Annotated in this window: 18 protein-coding genes; 8 read left to right on the top strand and 10 right to left on the bottom strand. The window is 71.4% G+C overall.

What is annotated here, in order from left to right:
* The 6 genes from leuC to BM430_RS04550 are packed head-to-tail and all read left to right on the top strand — an operon-like array spanning position 1 to position 5457.
* A complete protein-coding gene (gene leuC / locus BM430_RS04570) occupies positions 1-1398 on the top strand; it encodes a 3-isopropylmalate dehydratase large subunit (protein WP_177302942.1) in 1398 nt (465 codons plus the stop codon).
* Complete coding sequence (gene leuD / locus BM430_RS34560) at positions 1399-2010, top strand: 3-isopropylmalate dehydratase small subunit (RefSeq protein WP_177302941.1); 612 nt, start codon at positions 1399-1401, stop codon at positions 2008-2010.
* Between the two features lie 46 nt (positions 2011-2056).
* Positions 2057-3040, top strand: coding sequence for an ABC transporter substrate-binding protein (locus BM430_RS04565; RefSeq protein WP_093565837.1), 984 nt, complete (start codon positions 2057-2059; stop codon positions 3038-3040).
* Between the two features lie 10 nt (positions 3041-3050).
* The gene (locus BM430_RS04560) at positions 3051-3920 is read left to right on the top strand and encodes an ABC transporter ATP-binding protein (protein ID WP_244539318.1); all 870 of its coding nucleotides are present in this window, start codon (positions 3051-3053) and stop codon (positions 3918-3920) included.
* An 8-nt stretch (positions 3921-3928) separates the two neighbouring features.
* Complete coding sequence (locus BM430_RS04555) at positions 3929-4690, top strand: ABC transporter permease (protein WP_093565835.1); 762 nt, start codon at positions 3929-3931, stop codon at positions 4688-4690.
* On the top strand, positions 4687-5457 hold the full coding sequence (locus BM430_RS04550; RefSeq protein WP_093565833.1) for an ABC transporter permease: 771 nt from the start codon (positions 4687-4689) through the stop codon (positions 5455-5457). The genes BM430_RS04555 and BM430_RS04550 overlap by 4 nt, the downstream gene beginning before the upstream one ends.
* A 242-nt stretch (positions 5458-5699) precedes the next feature.
* Here BM430_RS04550 and BM430_RS04545 read toward each other — a convergent pair whose 3' ends face one another.
* The 5 genes from BM430_RS04545 to BM430_RS04525 form a co-directional block, all read right to left on the bottom strand.
* Positions 5700-6566 carry an isocitrate lyase/PEP mutase family protein gene (locus BM430_RS04545; protein ID WP_093565831.1) on the bottom strand — a complete coding sequence of 289 codons (867 nt, stop codon included), beginning with the start codon at positions 6564-6566 and terminating at the stop codon, positions 5700-5702.
* A gap of 129 nt (positions 6567-6695) precedes the next feature.
* Positions 6696-8306: a porin gene (locus BM430_RS04540; protein ID WP_093565829.1), complete on the bottom strand. Its 1611-nt coding sequence runs from the start codon at positions 8304-8306 to the stop codon at positions 6696-6698.
* Positions 8307-8961: 655 nt separating this feature from the next.
* Positions 8962-10026 carry an ABC transporter ATP-binding protein gene (locus BM430_RS04535; protein ID WP_093565827.1) on the bottom strand — a complete coding sequence of 355 codons (1065 nt, stop codon included), beginning with the start codon at positions 10024-10026 and terminating at the stop codon, positions 8962-8964.
* A complete protein-coding gene (locus BM430_RS04530) occupies positions 10019-11689 on the bottom strand; it encodes an ABC transporter permease (protein WP_093565825.1) in 1671 nt (556 codons plus the stop codon). Before BM430_RS04530 ends, BM430_RS04535 begins: the two co-directional genes overlap by 8 nt.
* Positions 11690-11721: 32 nt before the next feature.
* On the bottom strand, positions 11722-12813 hold the full coding sequence (locus BM430_RS04525; protein ID WP_093565822.1) for an ABC transporter substrate-binding protein: 1092 nt from the start codon (positions 12811-12813) through the stop codon (positions 11722-11724).
* Positions 12814-12995: 182 nt separating this feature from the next.
* Here BM430_RS04525 and BM430_RS04520 point away from each other — a divergent pair, with 182 nt between their 5' ends.
* Positions 12996-13679 (top strand): response regulator, encoded by a 684-nt coding sequence (locus BM430_RS04520; protein ID WP_093565821.1) that lies wholly within the window; start codon positions 12996-12998, stop codon positions 13677-13679.
* Positions 13676-15109, top strand: a complete 1434-nt coding sequence (locus tag BM430_RS04515; RefSeq protein ID WP_143131960.1) for a sensor histidine kinase — start codon at positions 13676-13678, stop codon at positions 15107-15109. Before BM430_RS04520 ends, BM430_RS04515 begins: the two co-directional genes overlap by 4 nt.
* Here BM430_RS04515 and BM430_RS04510 read toward each other — a convergent pair.
* From BM430_RS04510 to BM430_RS04490, 5 genes are read right to left on the bottom strand one after another with little or no spacing between them, the layout of a single operon-like run.
* Entirely contained in the window at positions 15081-15968 is an 888-nt protein-coding gene (locus tag BM430_RS04510; protein WP_093565818.1) for a type II secretion system minor pseudopilin, read from the bottom strand. The two genes, BM430_RS04515 and BM430_RS04510, sit on opposite strands and share 29 nt — an antisense overlap.
* On the bottom strand, positions 15965-16555 hold the full coding sequence (locus BM430_RS04505; RefSeq protein WP_093565816.1) for a prepilin-type N-terminal cleavage/methylation domain-containing protein: 591 nt from the start codon (positions 16553-16555) through the stop codon (positions 15965-15967). Before BM430_RS04505 ends, BM430_RS04510 begins: the two co-directional genes overlap by 4 nt.
* On the bottom strand, positions 16545-16946 hold the full coding sequence (locus tag BM430_RS35020) for a PulJ/GspJ family protein (RefSeq protein WP_093565814.1): 402 nt from the start codon (positions 16944-16946) through the stop codon (positions 16545-16547). Before BM430_RS35020 ends, BM430_RS04505 begins: the two co-directional genes overlap by 11 nt.
* Positions 16943-17413: a GspH/FimT family pseudopilin gene (locus BM430_RS04495; protein ID WP_244539317.1), complete on the bottom strand. Its 471-nt coding sequence runs from the start codon at positions 17411-17413 to the stop codon at positions 16943-16945. The genes BM430_RS35020 and BM430_RS04495 overlap by 4 nt, the downstream gene beginning before the upstream one ends.
* A complete protein-coding gene (locus tag BM430_RS04490) occupies positions 17410-18027 on the bottom strand; it encodes an SCO family protein (protein WP_093565813.1) in 618 nt (205 codons plus the stop codon). Before BM430_RS04490 ends, BM430_RS04495 begins: the two co-directional genes overlap by 4 nt.
* Positions 18028-18355: the final 328 nt, after the last annotated feature.

The raw sequence follows: 18355 nt of genomic DNA, 5'->3' as shown, positions 1-18355 counted from the left end.
ATGGGCCGCACCCTCCTCGACAAGCTGTGGGACGCGCACGTCGTCGCCGATCTCGGGGACGGCTGGTCGCTGCTCCACATCGACCGTCACCTGCTGCACGATCTCTCCGGCACCGCCGGGCTCGAGGCTCTCGCCGCCCGCGGCCTCCCCGTCCGCAACCCGGAACTCGCCTTCGCGACCGCCGACCACGCCGTCTCGAGCGCGCCCGGTAGGACCGGCGCGAGCTACGCGCCCGGCGCGCCGCTCTGGTCGGGACTGAAGGCGCGGGCGACCGAGGCCGGCCTGCACTATTTCGAGCTCGGCGAGGTCGGCCAGGGCATCGTCCACGTGATGGGGCCGGAACTGGGCATCACCCTGCCGGGCGTCAGCCTGATCTGCGGCGACAGCCACACCTGCACCCATGGCGGCCTCGGCGCGCTCGCCTTCGGCGTCGGCTCCTCGGAGCTGACCCACGCGCTGGCGACCCAGACCCTGCGCCAGCAGAAGCCGAAGCGCCTGCGGGTGCGGTTCGAGGGGCGCTTAAGCCAGGGCATCGCCCCGAAGGACCTGATCCTGCACCTCATCGGCCGGCTCGGCGCCGCCGCCGGCACCGGCTTTGCGGTCGAATATGCCGGCTCGGCGATCCGGGCGCTCGGCATCGAGGGCCGGATGACGATCTGCAACCTGTCGATCGAGCTCGGCGCCAAGATCGGCATGGTGGCGCCCGACGACACCACCTTCGCCTATGTCGAGAATCGCCGGTTCGCCCCGAAAGGCGCGCTATACGAGCGGGCGGTCGCGGAGTGGCGGAGCCTCGCCAGCGACTCCGACGCGGTGTTCGACCGCGAGGAGGTGATCGAGGTCGCCGAGGTCAAGCCCACCGTCACCTGGGGCACCAGCCCCGAGCACGCGATCGCGATCGACGCGGCGATCCCCGATCCGCGCGCGGCGCCCGACCCCGAGCGGCGCGAGGCCTGGCGGGCGGCGCTCGCCTATATGGGCCTCGAACCCGGCCGGCCGCTCGCCGGCACGCCGGTCGACTGGGTGTTCATCGGCTCCTGCACCAACTCGCGGCTCTCGGACCTGCGCGAGGCCGCTGCGCTGGCCCGCGGGCGCCACGTCGCGCCGGGCGTCACCGCCTGGGTGGTGCCGGGCTCCGAACGGGTCAAGCGCGACGCCGAGGCCGAGGGGCTCGACCGGGTGTTCCGCGAGGCGGGCTTCGCCTGGCGCGAGCCGGGCTGCAGCCTCTGCGTCGCGGCGAACGGCGAGCGCGTGCCGCCCGGCGCCCGCGCCGTCTCGACCTCGAATCGCAACTTCGTCGGGCGCCAGGGTCCGGGGGCACGCACCCACCTCGCCAGCCCCGCCATGGCGGTCGCGGCGGCGGTCACCGGCGCCATTACCGACGTGAGGCGGATCTGAATGCAGCCCTTCCGCCAGATCTCCGGCCCGGCCGCGCCGTTCCTCGAGCCGAACGTCAACACCGACGTCATCATCCGCATCGAGCGGCTGACGGGCGTGCCCCGGGACGATCTCGGCGCCTACGCCTTCGAGGCCCTGCGTACCCCGTCCGACGGCCGGCCGGACCCGGGCTTCATCCTCGACCGGCCGCCCTTCCGCGGCGCACCGATCCTGATCGCCGGCCGCAACTTCGGCTGTGGCTCGTCCCGCGAGGGCGCGGTCTGGGCGTTAATGGGCTTGGGCCTGCGCGCGGTGATCGCCGAGAGCTTCGGCGACATCTTCTTCAACAACTGCTTCCAGAACGGCCTGCTGCCAGTCGTGCTGCCGAAGGAGGCCGTCGACCGGCTTGCCGCGGAAGCCGGGACCGGTGCTCCGGTCGCGGTCGACCTCGTCGCCCGCGAGGTACGGGCGCCGTCCGGCGAGGCCATCCCCTTCGCCGTCGATCCGCAGCGCCGGCAGGCGCTGCTGGAGGGGCTGGACGAGATCGGCGCCACGCTCCGGCGCGACCCCGAGATCGCCGCGTGGCAGGCGCGCGACCGCGCCGCGCGGCCATGGATCTGGGCCACCGGGTAGGCACCCACCGAACGAGAACCGAGCCGGCGAGACAGGGAGAGAACCGATGATCAGACGAGCGTTGCGCGCCGGAACCCTGGGAGTCTTTCTGGCGGGCGCGGCCCTCGCCGGGAATGCGGCCCGCGCCGAGACCATCACGGTCACCCACTGGGGCTCGGCCTTCTACGGCGCGCCCTACGCGGTGGCCCTGGAGAAGGGCTTCTTCAAGAAGCGCGGGCTCGACATCACCGGCTTCCTCACCTCGGCCGGCGGCGGCACCTCGGTGCGCAACACGCTGGCCGGCGAGGTGCCCTACGGCGAGGTCGCGCTGCCGGCCGCCATCCTGGCGATCCAGTCCGGCCAGCCGATCAAGATCATCAGCGGCGGCGTCGAGAGCGTCGAGGACATCCTCTGGATCACGCAGCCCGACGGCAAGGTCGGCTCGCTCGCCGACATGAAGGGCAAGAAGATCGCCTACACGGCGCCCGGCTCCGTCACCAACATGATCATCCTCAACTGCCTGCAGAAGGCCGGGCTGGAGCAAAAGGACCTGCAGCTGGTGGCGGCGGGCGATCTCGGCGCCAACCTGTCGGCGGTGCTCAACCGCGCGGTCGACGCGGCGATGTCGGGCGAGCCGCTGTGGTCGGGCAACCAGGGCAAGGTCAAGGCGGCGTTCTGGGCCAAGGACTGCATGAACCCGGCGCTGACCCAGACCGTCGGCATCACCACCACCGAGTTCGCCAAGACCGGCGGCGACAAGCTGCGCGCGCTGATCGAGGCGCGGCGCGAGGGCGTCGAGTACATCAAGGCGCATCCGGACGAGGCCGCCGACATCGTCGCCAAGGCCTATAGCGGCGACCCGAAGACCTTTCGCGAGGTGTTCAAGCACTTCGTCGGCTTCACGTATTTCGGCGACGGCCGCCTGCACTACGACAACATGAACCGCATGCTCGACGGCATGAAGCTCGTCGGCCGCCTCAAGGGTCCGGTCGACTGGAAGCAGGTCGTCGACACCTCCTTCCTGCCGAAAGACCTCCAGGCCACGCAGTAAGGGAGCCGAGATGGGTGCCACCATGGCCGCCATGGCCTTCGCCGACCCGGGCGGCGCGATGCCCGCGACCGCGCGCGAGACTCATCGCGAGATCCATGCCGAATTGCGGGGCGTCACCCGGGTCTACGGCCGGCTCGCCGCGCTCGGGCCCCTCGACCTCGACCTCGTCAAGGGCGAGTTCTTCTCGGTCGTCGGCCCGTCCGGCTGCGGCAAGTCCACCCTGCTCGACGTCCTGTCCGGCCTCGGGCGACCGAATGCCGGCACGGTGTCGTTCGAGGGCGCGCCGGTCGCGGGCGTGCCCGACGGCGTCGGCATCGTGTTCCAGGAGGACGCCTCGTTCCCCTGGCTGACCGTTGCCGACAACGTCGCCTTCGGCCTGCGCCGGGCCGGCACCGACGCGGCCGAGATCGCCCGCCGGGTCGATTATGCGCTCGGCTTCATGGGACTCTCCGACTTCGCCGGGGCCTATCCGGCGCAGCTCTCCGGCGGCATGCGCCAGCGGGTCTGCATCGCCCGCACGCTGGTGACGCAGCCGCGGCTGATCCTGCTCGACGAGCCGTTCGGCGCGCTCGACCAGCAGACCCGCCTCCTGATGGGCGACGAGCTCCTGCGGCTGTGGCGCGAGACCGGCGCCACGGTGCTCCTCATCACCCACGCCCTCGACGAGGCGGCGATGCTGTCGGACCGCATCGGCGTGATGTCGTCGCGGCCGGGCCGCTTCATCGAGATCGTCGAGACCGGCTGGCCGCGCGAGCGCGACAGCCGCATCGTCGCCGACGAGCGCTTCGGCCACGTCACCGCCCGGCTGTGGTCGCACCTGCGCGAGGAATCGCTGAAGGCGATCGGCAAGTCCTCCGCCACGAAGCAGGGCGCGCCATGAGGTGGGCGATGACGCGGGAGCGCGCGATCACCCTGACCCGGATCGGCTGGATCGCCGGCTTCGTGCTGCTGCTCGAGGCGGTCTGCCGCCTGCACCTCGTCAACCCGCTGACCCTGATCCCGCCGAGCGAGATGATCGCGACGCTCGGAACCATGCTCGCCTCGGGCGAGATCTTCGGCGATATCGCCCGCACCTTCTCGACGGTGGGAATCGCGCTCCTGCTCTCCGTGGCGATCGGGTTCTCGCTTGGCGTCGCGATCCACGCCCTGCCGCGGCTGCGGCGCGGCCTCGACCCGCTGCTCGCCTCCTACTACTCGATCCCGACCTTCGTCTTCTATCCGCTCTTCGTCGCCATCTTCGGCCTCAACAGCGTGCCGCTGATCGTGCTCGGCATGGCGTTCGGGGTGCCGGCGATGATCCTCTCGACCCTCAACGGGCTCGACCGGGTGCCGCGGGTCCTGATGCGCACCGCCCGGGCCCACCGGCTCGGACGGCTCGCGACCCTCGCCCACGTGACGATGCCGAGCGCCCTGCCCTACCTGCTCACCGGCGTGAAGCTGGCGCTCGCCTACGCCTTCATCGGCATCATCGCGGGCGAGTTCATCCTGGCCGATGCCGGACTCGGCCACGCCATCGCCTACGCCTATGACGGCTTCGAGAACCGCACGATGTACGCGCTGATGCTGTTCGTGCTCGTCGTGGTGACGGGCCTCAACATGACCCTGCACGCCTGGGAGGGCCGCCTGATGCGCCGGCGCATCCGCTCATGAGCGCCGCCGCTCCCCTCGCCGCCGGCCCGCGCCGCTCCGGATTCCTCGACGGGGCCGTGACGATCGTGGTCCTCGTCGGCCTCTGGCAGGCGCTGCACGCCTACGCCGGCGACGCGGCGATCGCCTCGCCCCTCGCCGCCCTGCGGCACCTCTCGGGGCTCGCCGCCACCGCGGGGTTCTGGTCGCACGCCTCGGCGACGCTCACCGCCTTCGCGGCGGCGCTCGTGATCTCGGCCGCCCTCGGCATCGGGCTCGGGCTGATCTTAGGGTTACGCCGCTTCGCCGGCGAGGTCGCCGAGCCGATCCTGGCCGGGCTGTACTCGATCCCGAAGGTCACGCTCTACCCGGTGATCCTGCTGGTCTTCGGCCTCGGGCTCGGCGCCAAGGTGGCGTTCGGGGTGATTCACGGCGTGATCCCGATCATCCTGTTCACCCTGACGGCGGTCAAGGGCATCAACCCGGTGCTGATCCGCACCGCCCGCGCCCTACGATTGAGCCAGGCCGAGACCATCCGCACGGTGCTGGCCCCGGCGGTGCTGCCCGAGATCGTCACGGGCCTGCGGGTCGGCTTCTCGCTCACCCTGCTCGGTGTCCTCGTCGGCGAGATGTTCGCCTCGCAGAAGGGGCTCGGCTTCCTGATCGTGAACGGGATCAGCCTGCACAACGTGAAGCAGACGACCGCCGTGATCCTGATGCTGGTGATCGTGGCGGTGTCGGCCAACGGCCTGCTGCTGTGGCTCGACCGGCGGTTCTTTCATCGGGCGTGATGCATCCTTCACGCTTGTTCGAGTTGCTCCGGCAGTACGAACACTCTCCGCGTCATTCCGGGGCCGCGCAGCGGAGCCCGGAATCCAGAACCGCGGGGCTTTCAGGACGAAGCGGAACGGCCACAGCTCCGTTCTGCATCAACTGAGTGTCTGGGCGTGCCTACGGCACTCCGGGCTCCGCTTTCGCGGCCCCGGACTGACGCGGAGGGTGTGAGGAACCGCAGGGCTGATCCAATATGCCCTCACCCACCCCGGTATCGCACCTCGCGGGCGTCCCACGCCTCCTTGTCGACCGCCCGCTGGCGCTCCTCGAACGAGGCGAGGCGGTCGGCGACGTTGCCGAGCGAGCCGTCGCGCTTCAGCGCGCCGAGCACGTCGAACGAGGCCTTGAGGGCGGCCTGCAGCGCCGCGTTGGCGTAGAGCACGATCGAGAAGCCCATCCCGGCCAGCCGCTCGCGCCCCGGATCGGGGGTGCGCCCGCCGAACACGATGTTGGCGACCTGCGGCACCGGCAGGTCGCGGGCGATGCGCGCCAGTTCCTCGGCCGAGACCGGCGCCTCGACGAAGGTCGCGTCGGCCCCGGCCTCGATATAGGCGTGCGCGCGCTCGATCGCCCGGTCGAGGTCCTCCACCGCGCGGGCGTCGGTGCGGGCGATGATCTGGAGCGCGCCGTCGCGGCGCGCATCGACCGCGGCCTTGACCTTCTGCACCATCTCGCCGGCCGGGATGACGTCCTTGCCGGTGAAGTGGCCGCACTTCTTCGGAAAGACCTGGTCCTCGAGCTGGATGCCGGCGGCACCCGCCCGCTCGAGCAGGCGCACCGTTCGCACCACGTTGACGGCGTTGCCGAAGCCGGTATCGGCGTCGACGATGATCGGCAGGCTGACGGCGTCGGCGATCGCCGCCACCGCGCTCGCGACCTCGGTGACGGTGGTGAGCCCGATATCGGGCGCGCCGAGATGCATGTTCGCGACCCCGGCCCCGGTCACGTAGACCGCCTCGAAGCCGAGATCCTCGATCACGCGGGCGAACAGGGCGTTGGCGGCGCCCGGCACGCTGACCGCCTCGCGGCGCGCCAGGATCGCTCTCAAGGTCTCGGTGGCTCGCATCGTCACTCGGCGGCGTCGCGTGCCCCCGCGGGGGCACGGTCCCGGGCGCAGGGGCCCGATCCGTGCCTCAAGGTCTGACGGCTCCGGCGGAGTGTCAACGCCCGCCGGAAGCGGCGCTCGTGGAATGCGCTAGAAGTCGCGCTGCACCCGCGCCCGCACCTGGAAGGCGTCGACGCTGGAGGTGGTGGCGACCGGGTTCGCGAGGTTGTTCACGAAAGCCGCGTTCTGGCCCGGGTAGCGGCTGAGGTCGAGCACGCGGCCGCTCTGCACGCCGTAGCGGGTGTAGATGGCCTCGGCGCCGATATCGAGCTCCTTGACCGGCGACCAGATCAGGCTGCCGCCGACGACGAAGCGGTAGCTGTCGCGCAGGGTCTGGCTCAGGGTGAAGAACCGCGTGCCGGGGGTGCCCGGGCCGGTGCCAGTCAGGCCGAAATAGGCGCCCTGCGCGGCGCGGGCGCCGCGCGCGAAGCTGACCTCGCCGTAGGAGCCGAACACGGCCGAGCGCAGTTCCGGCGTCCAGTAGTGCAGCAGCGAGGCCACCGCCGAGAAGCTGGTCGAGAGCTCGAGCCGGTTGGTAAAGGGGTTGAGCGTCGCGTCGCTGAAGAACTGGCTGAAGGCCGAGCCCTGGATCGACGAAGCGCTGGCGCTGTAGGACCCCATGTAGGAGGTCACGCCGGTATACATGCTGGCGCCCTCGCCGTAGGCGCCCTGGAGGTACAGGGTGTCGCCGGCGGCGATGAACGGCAGGTTGATCTTCACGCCGCCCTGGACCGCCCAGCCGTATTCCGTCGCGGTGCGGCTCAAGGTGCGCTTGTTGGCGTCGCTGAGGGCGGCCCCGAGATTGGTGCCGGTGAAGCTGCCGAGGACGGGGTTGCCGGTGTTGAGCTCGTGCACGGCCGCCGAGACCTGGGCCGAGCCCCAGCCGCCGTCGTAGCGCAGCGCGCCGACGAAATCCGGCATCCGGCTGCGCTGGATCACGTCGACGGTGCCGATGCCGGTCGGCAGGCCGGCGGCGTTGTAGCCGAGGAAGATCGGCGACAGCGCGACCGATCCCGGGAAGCCGGCGGTGCTCGTGGGGGCGTAGATCGGGGTCTTGCGGGCGATCGAATCCTCGACCGAGAGCGTCGCCGAGAAGCCCTGGCCGAGGGTCGCCGTGTAGGCCGCGAGGTTCGTCGAGGCGACGTCGGAGCTCATCGTCGAGGCGATGAACTCGAAGTCGTGGGCGTAGAAGTCGTAGAACGAGGCGGCCCGGCCCGCGGTGAAGCCGGCGAACTGGATGAACGCCTTGTCGGCGTTGACGACGGTCTGGGCGCGGCCGAACGTGTCGACGCCGAAGGCCGGGAAGGCGTTGGCGATGCGGTTCTGCGTGCCGGAATGCAGTGTCGGGATGCCGGTGCGCGAGGACATCTCGAACCGCACGAAGGCCCGCAGCGTGCCGTAGGCGGTCTGCGTGCGGGCGTCGAGGTTGAGGCGGCCGATGCTGCGGTAGCCGCTGTAATCGCCGGCGGTGCCCGAGCGGCTGTAGGAGCCCTGGTAGCCGTACTCGAACCGAGCGCGGCCGGAGACCCGCAGGCAGGTATCGGTGCCGGGGATGTAGAAGAAGCCGGCGCCGAAGGCCGAACACACTCGGACGTACTCGACCGGCGCGGCCTTCCGCGCCGGCAGGTCGGCGGCGTGCGCCACCGGCACGACGGCGAGCCCGGCGGCCGAGGCGAGCAGGATCCTGGTGACGGTCTTCATGATGCCCCCCGTTTGGGAAATCGGCCGGTCGTCCGGCGCTTGCGCTTGTCTCGGTCCGACCGACATGTCCCGGGCGCACGGCTTTCGCCCCGCCGCGCGGCGGGCCGGAGTTGCGTCAGGGAGCGACATGATCGGAGAAGATCGCCAGTCTTGACTGAAGGCGACGCAAGGGGAGTAGGGCAAGCGTAGCGTTTACGCAATCCTTTTCCGCTACGTTTCCGGCAAAACCGCCACGCGTGTGTTGCAGCAACGAGACACACAAACAGCAAAGGCCGGCACCGGGATCGCTCCCCGCCGGCGAAAGTGCTTGGTGGCGAGAATAGGAGCGGGTTCTCCCCTCTTCCACACGGCAGGACTGTCCGGGAAAAGGAATGGCGCGAGTTTACCCCTCCCCCCTCTGCGGGGGAGGGTGGCGAGCGGAGCGAGCCGGGAGAGGGGACGCCGCTTCCGAATATGGCGGAGCCGTCTTGAAGGGCGCCGACTGGAACTGCGTCGCGCCGCCCCTCTCCCGCCCGGCTCTGCCGGGCACCCTCCCCCGCAGAGGGGGGAGGGAAGAAGCCCGCGCCACTTCTTTTTCCCGGACGGTCCTTCCCACAAGGGGGAGTGGATCCCGCGCCACACTATTTTCGCGATTACGTCGAAGCTGAACCCCGCCTCAGAACACCCACAGCCGCTCCGCCGGGCATTCGAGCCAGTGCTTGCCCGGGCCGGTCCGCCGGTCGGAGACGAGGCGGATGGTCTGGTCGCCGCAGCGGAAGAGGTGCTCGAACTGGTTGCCGAGATAGATCGAGGTCTCGTACTCCGCCGGCACCCGGTTCTCGCCCGGGCCGTCGGCGATGCGCACCGCCTCGATCCGGATCACGCCCTTGGCCGCCTCGCCCGCCTTCGCCCCGGCGCCGCCGGCGCGATCGACGCCCCAGAGCGGCTGGCCGCCGAGCTCGACGAGCGCTCGGCCGCCGCGCCGCTCGCGCAGGGACACCGCCAGGGTGTTGTTGGTGCCCATGAACTCGGAGGCGAACAGGGTCTCGGGCCGCTCGTAGAGGTCCTCCGGCGTGCCGGACTGGACGAGGCGGCCGCCGTCGAGGAGCACGACCTGGTCGGCGATGGCGAGGGCCTCGGCCTGGTCGTGGGTGACGAAGACCGCGGTGATGCCGCGCCGCTTGATCAGGGCCCGGATCCAGATCCGCGCCTCCTCGCGCAGCTTGGCGTCGAGGTTCGACAGCGGCTCGTCGAGGAGGATCACCGGCGGCTCGTAGACGAGGGCGCGGGCGATGGCGACGCGCTGCTGCTGGCCGCCCGAGAGCTGCGAGGGGTAGCGCTCGCCGAGCGCCCCGAGGCCGACGCCGTCGAGGGCCGCCTGGACCCGCGGCTGCAACTCCGCCTTCGACTGGCCGCGCAGGCGCAGGCCGTAGGCGACGTTCTCGAACACCGTCTTGTGCGGCCAGAGCGCGTAGGACTGGAACACGAAGCCGAGGTCGCGCTTCTCGGGCGGCAGGTTGACGCCGGCGCCGGCGTCGAAGACCGGGCGCCCGTCGATGCGGATGGCGCCGCGATAGGGCTCCTCCAGGCCGGCGATCGAGCGCAGGAGCGTGGTCTTGCCGCTGCCCGAGCGCCCGAGGAGGCAGACCACGGAGCCTTCCTCGAACTTCGCGTCGATGCCCTTGAGGATCTCGACCGAGCCGTAGCGCAGGTGCAGGTCGTCGATGGTGAGCTTAGGCATGACGCTTGTTCCCGAGGGCGTACATCAGCCCGAGACCGAGGAGGATGAGGGCGAGGTTGACGGTGGAGAGGGCAGTGACGAGATCGACGGCGCCGGTGCCCCAGAGCGAGACCAGGAGCGAGCCGATGACCTCGGTGCCGGGGCTGAGCAGGTAGACGCCGGTGGAGTACTCGCGGATGAAGGTCACGAAGATCAGCACCCAGGAGCCGATCAGGCCGGCCTTGATCAGCGGCAGGGTGACGTCGCGGCTGACCTGCGCCGGGCGGGCCCCGACGACCCGGCCGGCCTCCTCGAGTTCCGGGCCGATCTGGAGCAGCGAGGCGCTGACCAGCCGCATCCCGTAGGCGAGCCACACCAGGGTGTAGGCGAGCCAGAGGCTGAACAGGGTCTGGCGCAGGGGCTGGAGCGCCGGGGTGAACAGGAACACCCAGAACATCGCGAGGCCGGCGATCAGGCCCGGCATGGCGCGCGGCACCAGCACCAGGTAGTCCATCAGGCTGGTCCAGCGCGAGCGCCAGCGGTGGAGCGCCAGGTTGACGAGGGCGTAGAAGCAGACCGAGAGCGCGCCGCCGACCGAGGCGATGAGCAGGGTGTTGACGATGCCCCGCACCAGGTTCGGGTAGTGCATCAGCTCGCGGAAGTGGTTGAGCGTCAGGTTCGGCCAGATCGCCACGCCCTCGCCCCAGGTCGAGAGGAACGAGCGCAGCACCAGCGCCGAGACCGGGATCACCACCGTGAAGCCGAGCCACACGACGATGAGCGCGGCGGCCGGCCAGCGCCAGGGGCCGATGGCGAGCGGCTTCTGGGCGCTCGCCTTGCCCTTGACCGCGACGTAGCGGTTGGCGGCGGCGAGCAGCTTGCGCTGCGTGTAGACCAGCGGCAGCGTCACGAAGATGATCGCCACCACCACCACCGCCATCAGGTCGTAGGAGGGGACGCCGAGCTTGTTCGTGAGCTTGTAGAGGTAGGTGGCGAGCACCAGGATCCGCTCGGGATCGCCGAGCACCAAGGGCAGGCCGAACAGCTCGAAGCCGAGGAAGAACACCAGCACCGTCGCGTAGAGGATGCTCGGCATGATCATCGGCAGGCTGACGGTGAGCGCCACCCGCAACGGGCCGGCGCCCGAGGTGCGCGCCGCCTCCTCCACATCCGAGCCGAGCGAGCGCAGGGCCGAGGACGCGTAGAGGAAGACGTGCGGCACGTGGGTGAGACCGGCGATCACGATGAGCGCGGTCTTCGAGTACAGGTACCAGGGGATGGTGCCGATCAGGCCCTTCACCCAGACGCTGACGATGCCGACGGGGCCGAGCGCCACGACGAAGCCGAAGGCCAGCACCACCGAGGAGACGAACATCGGCACGAGCACGAGCGGCTCGATGAAGCGGCGCCCCGGCAGGTCGGTGCGGACCAGGAGGAACGCCATGATGCAGCCCAGCGGCACCGCGATCAGGGTCATGCCCGTCGCGATGATCGCCGAGTTGACGAAGGCATCGCGAAAATCCTCCTCCTCGAAGAGGACGAATTCGTAGGCCTGCAGGGTGAGGTGGCTCGACGGCTGGAAGAACGGGCCGCTGAGGAAGCTCTGATAGACCACCAGCCCCACGGGGCCGAGGATCATCAATGTGGTCGCGAGGATGATCGCGATGCGGAACGGCTTGGACATCGAAGTCTCGGCTCGGGGGAGGCGTCAGATCGTCAGTTCGCGGCGAGCGTCTTCTGCCACTGCTTGATGAAGCGCAGCCGGGTGATCTGGTCGAGCTGGGTCAGGAGTTCGGGCCCGACGCGGATCGGCCGCAGGGTGACGTCGCGGGCGCCCGGCAGGCTGGTGATGCCGTGCGTGTCCTGGAGGTCGGTGCGCACCGAGGTCATCGCCTTCTTGGCGAGTTCCATCTGCGCGCCCTTCGACAGCATGAAGTCGAGGAAGAGCTTAGCCGCGTTCGGGTTCTTGGCCTTGGCCGAGACGAAGGCGATGCGCGACATCACCAGCGTGTAGTCCTTGGGCAGGACGTAGGCGAGGGTCGGGTCCTTGCGGTTGCGCTGGAGGACGTAGGAGCCGATCATGTTGTAGGCCAGCGTGTGCTCGCCCGAGACCACGCGCTCCATCATCGCGCCGGTCGAGGTGTAGAACTTGGCGCCGGCCTGGCCCATCGCCTTGACCGTCTCCCAGGTCGCCGGGGCGCTGACCTGCACGTCCTGCGTCACGTAGAGAAAGCCGACGCCGGAGCGCTCGGGATCGTAGGACGTGACCTTGCCCTTGTAGGCGTCCTTCTTCTGGGTCAGCAGCTTGGCGAAGGCGGCGTGGTCGCGCGGCACGTCGGCCTCGGGCACGAGGCGGCTGTTATAGGCGAAGACGATCGGCTCGGCGGTGGTGCCGTAGGCCTGGTCCTTCCACTTCGCCCAGTCGGGCAGCGCGCCCTTCTCCGGCGAGGCGTAGGTCAGCGCGTAGCCGTCGTTGACGAGCTTGATCTGGAGGTCCATCGCCGAGGACCAGATGAAGTCGGCGGTGGCGCCGGCCGCGGCTTCGGCGACGTAGCGGCTGTAGAGCTCGGTCGAGTTCTGGTCGGCGTACTCGACCTTCAGCTTCGGGTAGAGCGCGCGGAACTGGGTGAGGAGGTCGGACACCTCGGAGGCGTCGGCGGTGGCGTAGATCGAGAGCGCGCCCTCCTTGTGGGCGGCCTCGATGACCTCGCTGTAGGAGGCCGGGTATCCCTGGGGCACGCCCTGTGCGTAAGAGACCGAGACGCCCGCGATCATGAGGGCGAACGTAGCGGCGAGCCGCGTCTTCATGCGATCCTCCCAGTTGGAACGGCGCGTCTGCTTGCGCGCCCGTCGAGGAGGACGTTAACCGTCCGAGCTTTCATCATCCTGACAAGGTCGGGACACCGCACGGAAATCCGGGGGCTTCGGTCGTGGGCCGCGCTGCCGTAGAGATGGGCCGGTGGACCGGTGAGAAGGGGGGCGGTCGAGCGATGCGGATCCTGATCGTCGAGGACGACGAGGCTCTGGCCCGCGGCCTCGTCGCCTCGCTGCGGCTCGGCGGCTTCGCGGTCGACCACGAGGCGGAGGCGGCCGGGGTGCTGCCGCTCCTGCGGGCGGAGGCCTACGCCCTCGTCGTGCTCGATCTCGGCCTGCCGGACGGGTCGGGCCTCGCGATCCTGCGCGAGATCCGGCGCGAGGGCCACACCGTGCCGGTGATGATCCTGACGGCGCGGGCGAGCATCGACGACCGGGTCGCAGGCCTGGACCTCGGGGCCGACGACTACCTGACAAAACCCTTCGACCCGGCGGAGCTGGAGGCGCGGGTGCGGGCCCTGGTGCGGCGCGGCCGCGGCCAGCCCGATCCGGTCGTGACCTGCGGCGACCTCGCGCTCGACCGCGCTGGCCGGGTGGCGATCCTCGCCGGCCGCGCCCTCCCCTTGCGCAAGCGCGAGCTCGCGATCCTCGAATCGCTGATCACCCGGGCCGGCCGCGCGGTGTCGAAGGAGCGCCTGGTGTCCGAAGTGTTCGGCCTCGACGAGGAGATCTCGCCCAACGCCATCGAGGTCTACGTGGCGCGCCTGCGCCGCCAGCTCGGGCCCGCGGGGCCCCGGATCGTCACGATGCGCGGCCTCGGCTACCTGATGGAGCCGAACACCCCCGAGGAGGGACGGTGAGGCGAAGAGGCCGTTCGCTGCGCGTCCGCGTCGCCGCCTTCCTGATGGTGCCGATGGCGGCGCTCGCCGTCTTGCTCGGGATCGGCGGCACCTGGTTCGTCGGCGCCTTCGCCACCAGCGCCTACGACCGGGGTCTGGCCGGCGCGGTCCTGATCATCGCCGAGCGCCTGTCGGTGCAGGAGGACCAAGTCGTGCTCGACATGCCGTCGGCGGCCTTCGGGCTCCTGTCGAACACCCAGCGCGACAACATCTACTACAGCGTCACCGACGGCCGGACCTTCGTGACCGGCTATCCCGACCTGCCGCCGCCGGAGCGGATGCCGCCGCCCGAGACGCTGGTTTTCCGCGATGCGGTCTTCCGCGGGCAGCGCGTGCGCATCGGCGCGATGCTGAAGCCCGTCTACATCTCCCGGCACGCCGCGCTCGTGCAGGTCGCCGAGACGACGCACGACCGCGACCGGCTGGCGCGGCGGATGCTGCTGGCGCTCACCGCGCTCGGCGCGACGCTCGCAGGCATCGGCAGCCTGCTGATCTGGTTCGCCGTGCGGATGGGCCTCTCCCCCCTCGACGACCTGCGCCGGGAGATCGAGCACCGCTTCCACGGCGCCGGCGCGGTGCCGGCGGTGCCCGTCGCCGGGGTGCCGCGGGAGGCCCTGCCGCTGGTCGAGGCGCTGAACGAGCTGTTGTCGCAGCTCAACCACGCGATGACGGTGCTGCGCCGCTTCACCGCGGACGCCTCGCACCAGCTGCGCACCCCGGTCGCGATCCTCAAGACCCACCTGCGCCTCCTCGACCGGCAGCCGCCGGAGAGCGAGGGCTGGCGCTCCTCGCGCGCCGACATCGACGGGGCGGTCGACCGCCTCGACCGGCTGATCGCCCAGCTCCTCACCCTGCTGGTGCTGGAGGAGGGCGGCGCGCGCCGGGGCGGGGCGGCGGAGACGGACATCGTGGCGCTCGCCCGCGACACCGCCCTCGGCCTCGTTCCGGTCGCCCGGCGGGCGCGCGTCGCCCTGTCCTTCGACGGGCCGGAGGCGCCGGTCACGGTTCTCGCCGAGCCGTTCCTCGTCGAGGAGGTGCTGCGCAACCTGATCGACAACGCGATCCGCTACAACCGCCCGGGCGGGACGGTCCGGGTCGTGGTCTCGGGCCCGGACGCCGCCTGCACCATCGACGTGGAGGATGACGGGCCGGGTATCCCGGAGGACCAGCGCGGGCGGGTGTTCGAGCGCTTCCACCGGCTCGAACGGTCCGGCGATCCCGCCGGCAGCGGCCTCGGCCTGTCGATCGTGCAGGCCTTCGTCGCGCGCCTGGGCGGGACCGTGACGCTTCACGAGGGCGCCGGCGGCCGGGGGTTGCGGGCGAGGATCGGCCTGCCGGTCCGATCGGAAACCCGCGATGCGCTCACGGCGGATCGAGCGCCGCCAGGATGAGGCCGCAGGCCGGGTGCGCCGCCGCCGGCGCCATCGCGGTGGTGAAGCGCCAGGCGACGAGGCCGGTGCCGCCGGGAGCGCCGACGGAGAGGATTGCGCTGCGGCCGGCCCGCGCGCCGCCCGGGCCGGAGGCGACCGCGGTGATCGCGAAGGCCTGGTGCGGCGAGCGCACGGCGTAGCGGGTCAGCCCCTCGGTGAGGGCGGTGCCTGTAAGGGCGCCCAAAGGCGCCGCCGCGAGGTCGATCCCCCCGCCCGGGTTGTGCACGGTGACGGCCGGGCGCAGGCGCGCGGCCAGCGCCTCGGTCATCGAGGGCAGCCCGTCGATCTCGTCGATTGTCGGCAGGGGGGCGTTGCGCGGGCCGGGCAGCCCGCGGGCGCGGTATTGCGGCTCCTCGGCGCCGTTCGGCTCCGGCACGTCGTCGGGGTCACGGGCGTCGACGATCTCGGCTGCCAGGGCCGCCGCCGCGCGGTCGGGCACGCCGAGCGCGCGAAACGCGTCCTCCATCAGCGGGCGGGGCGAGGCGTTGAGGTCGACGAGACCGGCCTGGTCCTGCACCGCGAGGGCGAGGACGCCACCGTCCGCGAGCGGGCAGGCGACCGGCGCGCCGTTCTCCGGCAGGCCGAGGCCGGGCTGCTTGCGCACGTGCTGCACCACGAGGGCCATCGCCGCGAGGCGGACCGTCCCGTCGGCGAGGCCCTGGAGCCGCAGGCTCGCCGAGCGGCCGGTGGTGGTGGCGCTGCGGCTCTGGAGCGCCTGGACGGCGGTGGCCGCCGCCGCCGCGACGACGAGGAGGAGCGCCAGAACCGCCGGCAGGACGAAGCCGGCCTCGGCGGCGCAATGAGGGGACGCGCGGCTCACGACCCGCTCCCCAGGGCCAGCACGAGCGGCGGCCAGAACCGGGGATCGTCCGGGGGAAACGCCACGATCACCTCGACGAGGGCCGGCGGGCGGTCGCGGCGGGTCCAGGCGGGCGCCCAGCGCGGGGTCGGATCGGCGCCCTGCGGCCCGAAATAGCGCAGCCGCAGGCCCGCCACCCCATCGAGCAGCGGCTCGGGCGGGCCCGGCGCCTCGGGCGGCCCGCTCGTCTCGACCAGGGTCAGGCCGTCCCCGGCCGGCCGGGCCTCGAGGACGAGCAGCACCTCGGCGCCGCGGGCGAGGTCGCGGTTCGCCTGCACGGTGGCGACGAGGCGGCCGGGCTCGCCCTGAAACGGCGCGTGGCGCCCGTTCGGCCGGCGGCCGGCGCGGTCGGCCAGCGCCCGCCGCAGATGCTCGCGCACGAGCTGGACCTCGCCCTGCGCCTCCAGCCGGCGCGCGGTGCGGTTGATCAGCCCGGTCGCCCGGAAGGTCTGGAGCGTCAGCAGGGCGACGAGGCCGCAGAGCGCCAGCGAGACCAGCACCTCGACCAGCGTGAACCCGGCCTCCCCGGCCCGCGCCTCAGCCGCCACCGAGCCCTCCCGCGACGAGGGTGGCGTAGACGACGCGGCCCTCGGGCCCGCCGAGGGTGAGGCGTACGCGCCAGAGCGGCGGCAGGTCGCGCCAGCCGAGGACCGGGCCCGCATCGACGACGCTCAGGGTCCAGGGCTGCCCGTCGCCGAAGCGCCCCTGCTCGAAGCCCGCCCGCAGGGTGCCGGCCGCGACCCGGACCAGGATCAGGCCCTCGGCCTCGTCGAGGCGGATCGCCGCCGCGTCGATCCGGCGGCCGTTCACGGTCAGGTCGCCGGTCAGGCGCAGCACCATCAGGCTCGCCAGCGAGGCGATCGCGAAGGCGACCAGCACCTCGACCAGCGTGAAGCCGGCCTCCCCCCCGCCCCGTCCGGCGCCGCGGCGGCGCCTCACGGTCCGGTCTCCCCGCGCCGGACGGCGCCGGTAACCCGGCTGACCGTCAGGACCCGCTGCCCGGCGCGGCCGGCGAGCACGATCCGCCCGCCGGTGGAGGCCCCGCCCGGCAGGAAGCGGATCTCGCCCGGGCCGGCCCAGCTCTCCGCCGGGACCGAGACGCCGACGCTCAGGGGCGCCATCGCCAGGGGGCGGGCGCTCGGACGCGAGGACACGAAGCGGGCCGTCGCCTGATCGTAGGCGAGGCTGGTGCGCTGCCCGGTCCGCAGGGCTTCGGCCCGCAGCAGCGCGAGCTCGTCGGCCAGCGACGCCGCGGCGGCGTCGAGCTGGCGGCCGGGCAGGAGCGTGAGCAGCGAGGGACCGCCGAGCGCCGCCGCGAGCCCGAGCAGGGCCAGCACCACCAGCATCTCGACGAGCGAGAAGCCGGCGGCCGGCCCGGCGGCCGCGTCGCGGCGCCGCGCGGTCACCGGGTGAGCGCGGCGGCCGGGCTCGTGCCGGCGGCGAGCGCCGCGAGCCGGGCGGCGAGCGCGTCCGGCCCGAGGCCGGGGGGGAGCCGGTCGACGACCAGACCGTCGCCGTCGACGAGGACGAGCGCGGCGGTGTGGCCGTACACGTAGGCCCCGTCCGTCAGGTCGGTCCGCTGCGCCACGACGCCGAAGCCGCGCGTCGCCTCCTCGATCGCCGGCCGGGCGCCGGAGAGGCCGGTGATGCGGGGATCGAAGCTCTGCATGTAGCGCCCGAGCACCTCCGGGGTGTCGCGCTCGGGATCGACCGTGACGAAGTAGAAGGCCAGGTCCTTGGCGGAAGCCGGCAGCTTCGGGATCGCCAGCGACAATTCGGCGAGGGTGGTCGGGCAGACGTCCGGGCAGTGGGTGAAGCCGAAGACCACCACGTAGGGCTTGCCGGCGCGCTCGTCGGTATCGACCGTCGCGCCGTCCGGGGCGATCAGGCGGAAATGGCCGGCGACGAGTCCGCCATGAACGGAGGGCGGCGGGGCGGGATCGCTCTCGGCGGCCTGCCCCGATCCGGCGAGACCGAGGCCGACGAGAAGGGCGGCGAGGACGGGACGGAGCGAAACCATGAGCGGCCTGGTGTTCGATCGACGGGTCGGCAGGGCCACGGCGCTGGCCGGCGGGACGCTGACGGTCCGCGCGACGGCGGCTCGCACGGGATGAACGCCCTGCCGTCCTGACTTAGCGGAAGATAGTTAACGGACGGCTAAGGCGGTTGACGCGTGTGGCGGACGACGATGTGCATCAGAGAGATCTCATGCGATCTCTGCTTGATTCATCTGAGCAAAGATAGATATATAAATATATTTAATGTAATAATACAAAACATAATTTATTGATTACTAAGATAAATACTACTCATGTCGTTATCCTGAAATCACAGAGCCTGCTTGAACA

This window comes from Methylobacterium sp. 174MFSha1.1 (assembly GCF_900116815.1).
Lineage (GTDB): Bacteria > Pseudomonadota > Alphaproteobacteria > Rhizobiales > Beijerinckiaceae > Methylobacterium.
The sequence above is the reverse complement of the archived record's forward strand: the minus strand, read 5'-3'. Positions and strand labels throughout refer to the sequence as shown.